General features: G+C 58.0%; 9 protein-coding genes and 1 pseudogene. 6 read left to right on the forward strand and 4 right to left on the reverse strand.

The genetic code is table 11. From position 1 onward, the window contains the following. Positions 1-83: 83 nt before the first annotated feature. The 4 genes from FRZ61_RS15815 to FRZ61_RS15830 all read right to left on the reverse strand — a co-directional run bounded on the left by FRZ61_RS15815 (position 84) and on the right by FRZ61_RS15830 (position 4,169). Entirely contained in the window at positions 84-713 is a 630-nt protein-coding gene (locus FRZ61_RS15815; RefSeq protein ID WP_151118650.1) for a DNA-3-methyladenine glycosylase, read from the reverse strand. 392 nt (positions 714-1,105) lie between these two features. Continuing rightward, positions 1,106-1,888 carry an ATP-binding cassette domain-containing protein gene (locus FRZ61_RS15820; protein WP_151118651.1) on the reverse strand — a complete coding sequence of 261 codons (783 nt, stop codon included), beginning with the start codon at positions 1,886-1,888 and terminating at the stop codon, positions 1,106-1,108. A 113-nt stretch (positions 1,889-2,001) separates the two neighbouring features. Then, positions 2,002-3,060, reverse strand: a complete 1,059-nt coding sequence (locus tag FRZ61_RS15825) for an ABC transporter permease (RefSeq protein ID WP_151118652.1) — start codon at positions 3,058-3,060, stop codon at positions 2,002-2,004. A gap of 11 nt (positions 3,061-3,071) precedes the next feature. After that, positions 3,072-4,169, reverse strand: a complete 1,098-nt coding sequence (locus FRZ61_RS15830) for a sugar ABC transporter substrate-binding protein (protein WP_151118653.1) — start codon at positions 4,167-4,169, stop codon at positions 3,072-3,074. A 506-nt stretch (positions 4,170-4,675) separates the two neighbouring features. On the opposite strand from FRZ61_RS15830, the gene FRZ61_RS15835 reads away from it, so the two are divergent. From FRZ61_RS15835 to FRZ61_RS15855, 6 genes and pseudogenes are all read left to right on the forward strand, one after another. Then, complete coding sequence (locus FRZ61_RS15835) at positions 4,676-5,995, forward strand: metallophosphoesterase (RefSeq protein WP_191909050.1); 1,320 nt, start codon at positions 4,676-4,678, stop codon at positions 5,993-5,995. 10 nt (positions 5,996-6,005) lie between these two features. Further along, the gene (locus tag FRZ61_RS15840; protein WP_151118655.1) at positions 6,006-7,043 is read left to right on the forward strand and encodes a GTPase-associated system all-helical protein GASH; all 1,038 of its coding nucleotides are present in this window, start codon (positions 6,006-6,008) and stop codon (positions 7,041-7,043) included. A 2-nt stretch (positions 7,044-7,045) separates the two neighbouring features. After that, the gene (locus FRZ61_RS15845) at positions 7,046-8,035 is read left to right on the forward strand and encodes a TRAFAC clade GTPase domain-containing protein (protein ID WP_151118656.1); all 990 of its coding nucleotides are present in this window, start codon (positions 7,046-7,048) and stop codon (positions 8,033-8,035) included. Beyond that, positions 8,032-8,901, forward strand: a complete 870-nt coding sequence (locus FRZ61_RS15850) for a TRAFAC clade GTPase domain-containing protein (protein WP_151118657.1) — start codon at positions 8,032-8,034, stop codon at positions 8,899-8,901. The genes FRZ61_RS15845 and FRZ61_RS15850 overlap by 4 nt, the downstream gene beginning before the upstream one ends. A 2-nt stretch (positions 8,902-8,903) precedes the next feature. Further along, a pseudogene (locus tag FRZ61_RS26940) lies at positions 8,904-9,161 on the forward strand (GAP1-N1 domain-containing protein); the annotation flags it as partial. Between the two features lie 150 nt (positions 9,162-9,311). Continuing rightward, positions 9,312-11,522 (forward strand): hypothetical protein, encoded by a 2,211-nt coding sequence (locus tag FRZ61_RS15855; RefSeq protein WP_151118658.1) that lies wholly within the window; start codon positions 9,312-9,314, stop codon positions 11,520-11,522. Positions 11,523-12,170: the final 648 nt, after the last annotated feature.

Genomic DNA, 12,170 nt, shown 5'->3' on the forward strand with positions numbered 1-12,170 from the left:
CCGGGCGACGGAGAGCAAATCGGGCGCGATGCACCCGCCACCGGCAGCCCCCGGCCTGGAAGCGCGAGGGACCGTCCTGAACGCTACCGGCGTAGCTCGCGCGGGCCGCTGACATAGGCGCTGCCGCGCTCGTAGAAGCGAAGCCGACGGTGCGCTTCCTTCGTCAATCCGATGCGAACGCTCCGCGAGGGACGGGGCGCGCGCCGCTCGTCCGCGCCCAGCCAGAGCGGTCCGGCGGCACAGAGGTCGATGCCGTCGCAGCGCCGGTCGATCGCCATCGCGGCCGCGAGCCGTCCCGGACCCTTGGCCAGTTCCGCCAGCCCTGCCGTCCCGCGGCGGCGCTGCATCACGGATACTCCCTCCAGCGGCTCCAGGGCCCGCAGCAGCACGCCGCCTCCGATGCCCCGCCGCTCGGACGACACGTTGCAGCAATAGGACGAGCCGTAGATGAAATAGACATAGGCGTGCCCTCTCGTCAGGAAGAGAGAACGATTGCGGGCGGTCATCCCGATGAAGGCGTGGCCGGCTTCGTCGCCCACCGGATAGGCCTCGGTCTCGACGATCCGGCCGCTGGTCCTGACGCCGCGGCGATCGCGAACCAGCAGCTTGCCGACGAGGAACCGCGCCAGATCGACCGTGTCTTCGGGCAGCTCCGAGCGGCGCAACCGGCGAAGGCGCCCGACGGGGCCGGCGCCGATCAACGGCGCGTTCATGCGTCCGTCATCCCCGCGAATGCGGGCGGCGACGAAAGAGAAAGGCGCGTCCTTCGCATCGCGCGTTGTCACCATTGTTCTCTTCCTCTCCCCCACCTCCGTGGGGGAGAGGGTAGGGTGAGGGGGCTGTCGCAGGAAAGATCCCGCGTTCAGGCATCTCGCTCGGCATCGAGGCCCCCTCACCCCCTTCGCCCTGCCGGCTACGGAGGGCAGGCCCTGCCCGATCTCCGCTCCTGTCCTCCGTAGCCCGCAGGGCGAAGGGGGATTGCGGGTGAAGAGGAAAGAAAAGGGGAGGCGCCCCTGGTATCGCGTCCTTCACCCCCCACCCTAAACTCCCCCTCAAGGGGGGAGGGGATTCAGCAGGGATTGAAGACAAGGATTGAAGAGAGGCGTCATCCCCCCTTTCCGCTCCTCCTCGCATTCCGGTATTCGCGGACCACGAGGTCGGTGAGTTCCTGGACGGAGGTCTCGCGCGTGGGCTTGTCGAAGGTGATGGCGCCGCCCTCGACCAGGTTGATGCGGTCGCAGACGTCGAAGATCTGGGCGTAGTTGTGGGCGATGATGACGATGCCCATCTGGCCTTCGGCCTTGAGCTGCTGGATCACGTCGAGGATGAGGGCCGATTCCTTGGCGCCCATTGCGGCCGTCGGCTCGTCGAGCAGCAGGATCTTGGCCTTCTGGTAGACCGAGCGGGCGACCGCGATCGCCTGGCGCTGGCCGCCCGAGAGCCGCGACACCTCCACATCGACCGAGGGGATCCGCACGCCCATGCGCTCGAGATGCTCGATCGCCGCGCGCCGCATGGCCTTGTCGTCGAGGATGCCGAGCCGGCCGCCGCGCACCGCCTCGCGCTGCAGGAACATGTTGCGATAGACGTTGAGCTCGTTGATCAGGGCGAGGTCCTGATAGACCGCCTCGATGCCCAGGCTGCGGGCATGGGAGACCGAGCGTAAGCTCGTGGGCACGCCCTCCAGGGAGAGCTGGCCGCTGGTGGGCTGGAGATAGCCGGTGAAGATCTTGATGAGAGTGGATTTGCCGGCGCCGTTGTCGCCGAGCAGCCCCAGCACCTCGCCGCGATCGAGGCGCAGGTTGACGTCGCGCAGCGCCGTCACCTGGCCGAAGCGCTTGGCGATATGCTCGGCGCGCAGCAGCTCGCGGGGAACGACCGGTTCCATCATCCGCCTCCTTGAAGCATTTTCCGGTGAAGTGGCCACCGGTTCGCCGTAGAAAATGCGACCAAACAAATGACTCTGGAGCGTTTCACGATCCCACCGGATCGGGAAACGCTCTAGTTCCGTAGCCGGCTCAGATGGATGTTCACCGCCATCGTCACCAGGATGGCGGCGCCCAGGATCATGTCGAAGGTGAAGGCGCTGACGCCGAGCAGCGTGAAGCCGTCCTTCAGGATCGAGAGCACCAGCGCGCCGAGGAAGGCGCCGATCACGGTGCCGAGCCCGCCGGTCAGGAGCGTGCCGCCGATGACCGCCGAGGCGATCGCGGCGAACATGATCTCGTTGCCGCCGGCCAGCGGATCGATCGAGCCGATGCGGAAGGCGTCGAGGATGCCGGCGAAGCCCGCGAGCGTGCTGCAGAGGATGAAATTGCCGGTCTTCACGACCTTGAGCTTGATGCCGACCTCGGCCGCCCCGGTGGGGTTGCCGCCGGTGGCGACCGTATGCAGCCCCCAGCGCGTCTTCTTCAGCACGAACTGCAGGCCGAGGGCCGCCGCCACCGCCCAGGCGAGCTGGGCCCAGGCATTGCCGCCGAAGGCCTGCGTGAAGAGCGCGCCCGCCTGTGGGCTTACCGGATAGCCGCCCGAGATGGTGAGCGTGAAGCCGTTGATCAGGAACAGCATGCCGAGCGTGGTGACGAAGGACGGCAGCCGCAGCAGCGTGGTGACGAGGCCGTTGGCGGCCCCCACCAGCGCCGCCGCGACGAGCCCGGCGATCAGCGCCAGCCCGATCGGCGCGCCGGCCTGGGCGGCGAAGAACATGACGAAGGGCGCCAGCGCATAGACCATGCCCACGGAGAGATCGAGCTCGCCGCAGACCAGCACCAGCACCAGGCCGGCGGCGATGATGGCGGTCGAGGCGGTGAACTGGGCGAGGTTCTCGAGATTGGCCAGCGACAGGAAGGCCGCGCTGGAGGACTGGAAATAGATCACCAGCAGCAGGCCGGCGATGACGATGCCGGCCTCGCGGTAACGGAAGACGGCGGACGCGATCCGGCTCGCCGCGCGACGCGGCGGTGCGGTGCCCGCCCCGGCCGCAGACGCGGCCGGGGGTGGGCGCTCACCCGCCGGGGAGGGCCGGGCCGATTGATGCCGGCCGGGGGCGTCCTCGCCCATCGCCGGGCTCCTCAACCGATCGGGCCGGAGCGCTCGATCAGCTTCTGCGCGTCCGAATTGCCTTCGTAGCGGCTCTGCGTCTTGAGGTAGGGCTGGACGCTGTCCTGGGTGATGAATTTGAGGCCGGTATTGATATCGGCGGGGCCGGTCAGGCCGCCCGAGAGCTGGAACAGCGCCATCTCCAGCACCGTGTAGAAGCCCTGCAGATAGGGCTGCTGGTCGATGGTGAAATCGAGATGGCCCTTGTCGATGGCGTCGAGCGTCTCGGGCAGGAGATCGAAGCCGCCGGCGCGCACGCCCTTCTCGTGCAAGCCATATTTCTCCATGGCCTTGGCGACCGCCATGGTGCTGCCGGCATCGACCGCGAACATGCCCTTCACGTCGTTATGGCCGGCATAATAGGCGTCGACGCGCGACACCTCCTCGTTGACTGTCGGTCCGCTGGCGATCTGGGTGAAGTTGATCGTCTTGCCCGAGGCCTTGATCGCGTCGGCGGCGCCGTCGAGGCGCGGCTGGATGTTGAGCTGGCCCGGCGTGGCGATGAAGCCGACCACCTCGCCCTCGTCCACCAGATTGACGATGCGCTCGCCCAGCGCGCGGCCGGCGAGATAGAGATCCTGGCCGATATAGGCGAGCCGCGTGTTGCCCTTGGCATCGGCGTTGTAGGCGAAGACGGGGATGCCGGCCGCGTGCGCCTTCTTCACCGGCTCGTTGAAGGCCTGGAGGTCGACCAGGCAGACCGCGATGCCGTCGACCTTGGCGGCGATCGCCGTGTTCATGGCATTGACCATCTCGGAGGCGATGGATTTCGGCGAGCCCGTCCACTGGTAGGTGGCACCGATCAGCGCGCAGGCATCGGCGATGCCGTACTGGGTGGGCACGAAGAACGGGTTCGTCGTCACGTGATTGACGAAGACGAATTTCCATTCCTTGTGCTCGGGGAAGTTGCCCGCCTTGCCGGCCGCCGCGGCGGCCAATTGCGGGAAGGCGCCCAGCGCGCCCGCGCCCAGGGCGGCGGCCCCGCCGGCGCCGAGTGCTGCCTGCAGCACGCGGCGGCGGGTGGCCAAAAGATCAAGCCCGTCATGGATATCGTCACGATCCGCGCTCATGGTCGATCTCCCTCAGATTCTGTTTCTGTTGTGTTCTTGCGCACTCTCTCCCGCCGATGGGCCGACAAGCTCGACGAGAGAAGGAGGCCATGACGGCCCTTCCGACACAACTAGACTTCCGCAGGAGGTTCTCTAGAGGGGCGCGGGGCGAGGGGGCTGTGTTTTTTGAAGGCGGGACAATGGCGGAGCGTCGGGGCGGAGTGTCGAGCGCGAGTGGAACCGCCGGTTGCTGGATGGCGGCGGGATCACCCCTGCTATCGAGCTAAGCCGTGGGCCGCTCTCATCACCAATCATAGTGCGCACTGGCGCTGTGGAGCTGCCCGTAAGCCCGATTGGTGCTGTCTATTCCGACAACAGCCCGATGTCGAACTAGATCCCGCAACTTTGTTGGCAATTCGGCCTTAGCTGGCCCCATTCAACCAATGGCTGAGCGCCATTAAACCTAGACATCTCAACGCACAGTTGAGATTGTGCTATACAAATTGGTGCTTAGGAGCACACGCCCCGTGTCAATCACATATATCCACTTATCCGACATTCATTTCGGCCAGGAAAAGGGGGGCGAGGTTGTTATCCATAATGACGCAAAGGAGCGTCTAATTGAAGACGTCACCGTTGCCATGGCTGCACTACCACAGAGGCGTGCCAATGGCATCATAGTAACTGGCGACATAGCCTATGCGGGTAAAGTAGAGGAATATACCGCCGCTGGCGCTTGGTTAGACAGGGTGGCTAATGCAGCGGGTTGCGACATCACCAGTATTCAAGTGGTACCTGGCAACCACGACATTGACCTAGCGCGGATCTCTCCAGCCACAAAGCTAATGCTGGGCACAATCATCGAGAACGGTGAAGCTGAACTCGACACCTACTTAGCAAACGAGCAGGATCGAGAACTGCTTTACGCTCGATTTGCGGCTTATCGGCCGTTCGCTGAAGGTTACAACTGCTCGCTAGATCGATCGGGCGGCCTCGCAAGCAACAGGGTCGTCGAAGTCGCGCCAAATCGCCTATTGCGGTTCATTGGCCTCAACTCCGCTTTAGTCTGCTCTGGTAAGGACAAAGCGGGCTCTCTACTTCTGGGAGCTCGGCAGAGAGTACTTCCTAAGGAACCTGGCCAAGAGTTGATAGTGCTTTGCCATCACCCTCTGAATTGGCTGCGGGATTCTGTGGATGCACGGAAATATGTCCGCAGCCGCGCTCGCGTATTCATCTCTGGGCACGAGCACAAGCCTGCCGTCCATGTAGATCAGATCGAAGAAGGTCAGGATCTAATGATGTTGGCAGCCGGCGCGACAATACCTCCCACTGCTGATGAAATTTATACATATACTTACAACATAATCGAATTCGAATGGGACGAACGAAGCGATAGTCTAAGGGTTGCGATACACCCCAGAGCCTGGAATGATAACAAGAAGGAGTTTAGAGAGGACGTTGGAAGTCTCGGGGGAGACCATCGCCGGTTCCTGCTCGGATGCCCACACTTTCGATCCTTGTCGACACGCCAGCCGGGTGGAGCACCATCTTCGCTCAAGGAAACAGGAACCGCTAGCGCGGCCGAGCAGATCGGGGACCGGCCTGTAGCAGAGGCAGTTGAACCTGTGCCAGTAGAGTATCCACTCCTTCTGCTCCGCTTCTTCCGAGATCTGACGAGCAGCGAGCGTCTGGCAATTCTGGTTAAGCTAGGCGCACTTCCCACCGACTGGGCTGAGCCTCTTACTCACTCGATAGAACGCAGAGCTCTTGATACATTGAGTCGAAAAGGACGAATTCGCGAAGTCGAAGAATGTATTGCAAGAACGATAGAGAATAGACCGAAGTAGGGGCCCGGCTATGCTAAACACTGCAACTTGCGTTCGCATTTTCGATGCAAACCCGACAGACGACTTTGTAGAAAAGCGGGGTGCGGCGATCAAAGAGCTTTCTGACGGTTTTAGAAAGAAGCGCAGCGTTGACGAGATTCTGCAAATGGCTGCTGACTTAGTCACCGCCACGGGCTCAAAGGAGCAAATGCCCACAAGTTTGGCTGCCATGGTTGAAGCGGCGCTCCAGAACCAGAGCCAATCATTTGTGAGAGATAGCGAAGAGCTCCAGATGTTAGTTTGCGCTCTTGCTGCGGCTAATGCTGTAATAGGAGGTGCTTCTCCGAGCTCTATAACTTACTCCACCAACGATCTACTAGCGGTGTCACTCTGGTTGGGATTTTCGTTTCAACCTCCACGTTCAGAACCAAAGCTTGAAGCTTTACGCTCGGATGTTTTAGAGACAGCTAGAACTCTCGTTTCTAACTCCGCGACATCGGGCCGACGAAGAGCACTCGTTCCTGAGTTCTCCGTGTCGCTCGCAGAAGAAGAGTTGTCCCGCTTTGACGAAGACTTTAAGGCGGGCACAGAAAAAACGATTAACGCACTCCGGACGAACGCTGCGCTTGATCGCGAGGAGTTAGAGCTTCTTTGGTGGGTTCTCGGAGATTGGAGCACATCCTTGGGATCCGCCTTCAGCAAGGCGGAATCAGTGGCAAGTGCTTTAGCCGCAGGAATCGAAGGAGGAGGCTTGCTGCGACGGCTACCAGCGGAAGCGCACAAGCACATCGTACTAAGGGGTGTCTCGGAGAGCGCAAAGCTAACAGCATCAGAGTTGGTTGCTGCTCTTGGTGCTAGCAGAGAAAAGCTCGCTGCAGTTCATTCCAAGAATGCTCGGGTCGCGACTTTTCCCAACGTCTTTGTGGTGCTCTCGTTGCTTGCGACAGGTCACACGAAGGCTCCGGGCGCAAAGTTAAAGCGACCGCTTCGCGAGTGGGCCAGTCGGGCCTTTGTGGAAAGCACAATTCTCCACCTTTCCACAATAATTGCCCCTGAGGCGATTTACTGACAATGGTAGCCGGCTGCCTCCAGAAAGATTGCACGGTCGCGCAGACGGGTCGATGCCTGCTGAACGATGACCCGGACTCGTGCCCAAACCGAATAATCGAGCAAAGTGCGGACACCGCAATAAGAGATCAAATTGCCCCACAGCTTTCGCAGCCGGCATCACGACCAAAATTTCCTGCCAGTGTCACTCTTTCATCCGAAGAGATGGCAACTCTCACACACCGAACCTATGGCACCGTCGTTGGAATTCTGGGCTCTCCTAACGCGGGCAAGACTGCGGCAATTGTCAGCCTTTATCTCTTGCTCGCGACGAACAAGCTTTCGGGCTATGAGTTCCGCGACAGTCAAACCTTAATGGCCTTGGAGCAGATTAGCCGGGGAGCGCGGCGCTGGAGCGAACACAACCCACCAAGTGAGTTTACGACCCATACCGAGTTACCGAGCGAAAGGCTCGCTGGCTTTATTCATCTCCGGATTGAACGCATTCAAGACAGCAAACGTGCTGACTTGCTACTCCCTGATTTACCCGGTGAGTGGTCGGAACAACTTATAGATTCCAATCGCGTGGATAGGTTGGAGTTCCTTAAGGGAGCAGACGCTATCTGGATTATGGTCGATGGCCTCGAGATGGCCAATGATGAAACTAGGCAGCATACTCGGCACCGCATGGCAATGCTCCTAGAGCGGATTGCCGTCTTTCTGTCGCCGCGTGTTCCACCTATTACAGTTGTCGTCACTCGGCGAGACAAGGGCGTATTGCCCCCACATGCTTTTGCCAATCTCTTTGATGACGCGAGCCATCGCGGAATTTCGATAAGGCTCATACAAATTGCATCGTTCTCTGAAGACGACGCAGTCGCGCCGGGTAGTGGCCTTTCGGAACTTTTAGATGGCTTACTAGTAGTAGAACCGGTGAGCATTGCGTTTTGGCCTGACGCGACGGATCACGGCGGCGAACGCCAGCTTCTAAAATTTAGAAGCGTACATTCATGAACTCAAGATCCGTCATACTCGTTGGGCTGCCTGATTCGGGTAAGACCAACTATTTGGCTCGCCTGTGGGAGGCCCTTCGCAGCAAGCGAGGAAAACTTGTGTGCCCAACTATGCCTGACAACGTCCAATACCTTGAAGAAGTTCTGGCGCATCTTCACAGAGGAGCATTTGCGCCACGTTCTGATAAGGCTCTGGAAGCGTTGCGCAAGGACATACTCATCCCCATCCGGATGGCAGATGGGGGGCCCAATGATGTGGTAGAAGCGATTGTGCCGGATGTGTCGGGCGAGCTTTGGAACAAAGCAGTAGAGACTTTCGAGATATCTCCGGAGTGGATGGATGAACTCGAAAAATCTAGTGGTGCGCTGCTATTTGTTCGCGTTCATTCTGATTTGAATGTGAGCCCGTTGGACTGGGTTACCACCCGAAGCCTCCTCAGAAGCGAGGCCATGCTTATCCCTGACCAGGATAAGACCCCCACCCAAGTAATCATGTGCGAGCTAATTCGATTCCTCGCGCTGAAGCTGAGGGCCCACGACAATGGCTCAAAGCCAAAAGTGGCTGTGATTGTCTCGGCGTGGGACCGGCTGGACAGCGAAATTGCCGCCAGAGGTCCCTTCGCTTACTTGCGTTCAGAGTTTCCTCTTTTTGCTGGCCGCCTACAAGGTGAAGAAAGACTGGACGTCCAGATCTTCGGAGTCAGTGTTGTTGGTGGCGATTTTGTGGACGAGAATTTTCGGCGTGAATATCTTCGGAATGACACTACCAAATCTGGGTTCGTGGTGACGGAGACTATAGACGGCCCGAGAGTCGTTAATGATTTAAGCCTCCCTATGGCATGGCTCATCAACGGCCAGCAAGATTGACCATGAGTGCACTTGCTTATCCTCAGCAGGTCCACGGGTATGATCACGGTCACCAGCTGCTTGCAGGAACCATTGTATTGCCTGCTGACGATCAGGATGTTGTCGACCGTTTGTCAGACATATCCGGGCCATTGTCACCTGGCGAGCGATTTTCCCCTTATCTAACAATGTACCCCTTGCCGAGCCGTTCTCACTATGTGATAGCGAGGACTTGGCAGGACCTCGAAGCTCCACGAGCAGGTTGCGTCCTCACAAGAAGCATACTCGTGCCTATGTTCGACTGGGTGCATGCCCAATCGATACGAGAAATTGCACGCCAACTCCTGCCTATCAAGCGCCGAGCTCCAGCATCGCCGATCGTCATACAGCAACTAGTCACGACGGACCTGCCACCCGTACGCGATCCTCGGATGCCTGAGCTGGTCGAAGCTTTGTTTCTTGAAGTGCGCCAACCAGTATTAATGCTCGATGCTGCCGAAGCTGAGCTGATAGCAGAAAGGTTATTGACTGCTCTTTGGGGCGGTATGCGACGAAATTTTTCGATATGTACAATGGCTCTTGCATCGAGGAGCGTAAACGGAAAGCCCTTTGACTTGCTGTTTGCTCCCAAAGGTGCGCGTTCCCGCTTCTCGGATTGGAAGGGCCGGCGGATAGAGATGGCAACGGCAATAGGGGCCCCCCGCCATAGATGGACTTTAATAATGGCCGAGAAAATCTTCACGGGTAGCCATCCGAACTTAGCAAATATTGACGCTTTAGGTATCTTAGACTCTGATCGACGCGGCGATGAATCAGTAATCCGCTTGTCCTTACTCTGGAATGAGCTTGCCGAAAAATCAGCAACATCGCCAACGGCAGTGCTGGGTATGCTTGATATTTTGCAATCGCAACGACAATCCTTGCCCGCTTTACCATTGCCCATCGCATCGGTCGTCAACCACGCTATAGAAGTGGCGATCGTTGTCCAATCCGCGGAGGAAGCGTGGACCTTTTTGGTATCTCTTCTTGGCAAATTTGAACAATACAAGGTACAGTTGAGCATCCTGCGTAAGGTTGTGTTATCTGCTACTAAACTGGCTTCGGCAGATCCAGGTGCGGCTAGCGCACTACTGAGTAAGCAAGATGCCGCCGGTCGTCAGACCCCTCGAATTCTCTGTGCGGGCCTAGCCGCTGGCCTTGCTAGCGACTCAGGTCACGAAAAATTTAGAGATCTACTAGAGCGGCTGCCCGCGGGCACGCTTCTGCGGCTCGTTTCAAGCAATGATTCATTCGCTCGCGCCATTTTGTCGTTAATAACCGAATGGCCGGAGGGGATTGTACAGAAAGCTGTTATTCGGGCACTTCGGATTCCCGACAAATTTCTGCGCAACCGCGCTCGAATTCGTTTAATCCCTCGGATGAATAACAACGAGCAAGCTGCGATACTGAGCGCATTAGTTGAGGATAGCGATCTCTATGAACTCTTAGATAGTGTGTCGAGAATTGGACATAGCAATGGCTTCTCCTGCGAAGCTTTTGACGCACCTCTCTGGCGATCTGCACGGTCAAGCGAGGCAATGCGAGCATTACGAGATTTAGTATTGTCCTTCGAAGAAAGCCCTAACTCTGATCGCTTTCTCACCAACACACTCCGATTCTCACTGCATGACGTTCGGTGGTTGATTTCCAGCTCCCATTTCAATGCCCAGAGAAGATTTCGAATTCTGCAGTCTGTCTTGAATCAATCGGACGATCGGACTGTTCAAGATGTTCTCATGGATGAAGAGATCGCCGGACGTCTGCTACATTTACTTTCATTCCATGAAAGTTCTATTGCGAGGCTACTCCTACTTGGCGCCTATTCGCCGCAACAAATATTGGAAACGGCTGTCGCCATTTTGCCAAAGCTAAGAGGCAAACAGCGTCAGGATTTATCGAGCAGAGCATTAAGGTTGGCTCTCAGTCATTCTGATACACTTGCCGAAAATCTATCTGCTGCTGCACTTGTATTCGGCGCTAGATCAGTGCAACCGGCCGATCTAATCACGGCCGCAACTTCCGGTTCCTCTGCTACACTAAGCGCAAATTTGGTGCTTTTGGCGCGCGCAGCTCCGGATGTTAAAGGATATGTACTAGAGCAGATCGACCTGCTAGCAGACCGGACGGTTCACCATTACGGCGCGATGCCGCACCCCGCCGCCATAGAGGCTCTCGCACAACTGTTTAGAGAGAGCGGCAGTTGGGGCATGCCCGCGCAAACGAGAGCCGCGGAATTGCTTTTACCGTACGCACTACGTCACCGGAATGCACAGGTTAGCCCTCTCATAATTGCTGCCTTCCCGATAGCATATGCGGAGCTCGCGAAAGGCACGAGCACCCCCAATTTGCTATCCATATTTTTGTTCTATGATTGGGACCGCTGCAGAACCGCACGAGAGGCATTGGTAGACGCCTTTGTTGAGTCTGTCTGGCCCCCCGTGGATTTGCTTGTAACAGCATTGAACGCTGACATTGTCTCGGAGGTTTTAGGTTACCTAGCTCACAGGTATCGCGGCCCACAGTACATAGCCGCCATCAAAGAAGACATACCTCGGCTCCCGTTAGAGATTCAGGCACGGCTCACATCTTTCTTCGAGCGCTGAGATGACTATCCGAGCGTTGCTCGAACTAAGTCAGTGCGAGATAGCACCGTTGCGAATCATTCCATTAGGGCTTTTATGACGCACGACATGCGCATGCCCCTCACTCCCACTCGATTCTCTCAATGCATCGTAACGCGCTGATTTATAAGCGCAAAATATTTCTTCTGACGGTCAAAGCCCGACCATCGAGCCGTCAAAATTTTTCGCTTATGATTTCAAAGGAAAATTCGCGCGCTTCGAATTCTGCGACGTTTCAGGATCTATCGACAACGATCGGCCGATTTTTCACGTCATCGACTTCTTAGCGCGCTACGCGTCGATCCAAGGAAAGACCGTCAGCCTTCGTAACACAACGCGTTCATGTGCGCCATGCCTCTCCTCTGGCTCAAGACCGCTCAATGAACTCGATGGCTTGATGGAAGGCAGACGAGCAGATAGACAAACGCCTCTGGCTGCGGCGATGTGGAAGGACACATGGCCAGCAAAGGTCCGAGATGGTGACGAGAAGGCAGCGGCGTAATGGCTCGGTGCACTAAGCCCATCCACTAGCCGGTTTCGAGTCCGGCCCGCAGCACCCGTCTAGGCTACAGCAATTCGATCGGCTCACGGTCGATCCCAACTCCGATTTTTTGCAGGTCTACGCAGACA

The organism is Hypericibacter adhaerens (genome assembly GCF_008728835.1).
In the GTDB taxonomy this organism is placed as follows: domain Bacteria; phylum Pseudomonadota; class Alphaproteobacteria; order Dongiales; family Dongiaceae; genus Hypericibacter; species Hypericibacter adhaerens.

Excerpts from the sequence above, each read along its gene's own strand:
- FRZ61_RS15850 (WP_151118657.1), top strand. The coding sequence starts at position 8,032 with ATGAACTCAAGATCCGTCATACTCGTTGGGCTGCCTGATTCGGGTAAG.
- FRZ61_RS15830 (WP_151118653.1), bottom strand. The coding sequence starts at position 4,169 with ATGAGCGCGGATCGTGACGATATCCATGACGGGCTTGATCTTTTGGCC.
- FRZ61_RS15820 (WP_151118651.1), bottom strand. The coding sequence starts at position 1,888 with ATGGAACCGGTCGTTCCCCGCGAGCTGCTGCGCGCCGAGCATATCGCC.
- FRZ61_RS15845 (WP_151118656.1), top strand. The coding sequence starts at position 7,046 with ATGGTAGCCGGCTGCCTCCAGAAAGATTGCACGGTCGCGCAGACGGGT.
- FRZ61_RS15855 (WP_151118658.1), top strand. The coding sequence starts at position 9,312 with ATGCCTGAGCTGGTCGAAGCTTTGTTTCTTGAAGTGCGCCAACCAGTA.
- FRZ61_RS15840 (WP_151118655.1), top strand. The coding sequence starts at position 6,006 with ATGCTAAACACTGCAACTTGCGTTCGCATTTTCGATGCAAACCCGACA.
- FRZ61_RS15815 (WP_151118650.1), bottom strand. The coding sequence starts at position 713 with ATGAACGCGCCGTTGATCGGCGCCGGCCCCGTCGGGCGCCTTCGCCGG.
- FRZ61_RS15825 (WP_151118652.1), bottom strand. The coding sequence starts at position 3,060 with ATGGGCGAGGACGCCCCCGGCCGGCATCAATCGGCCCGGCCCTCCCCG.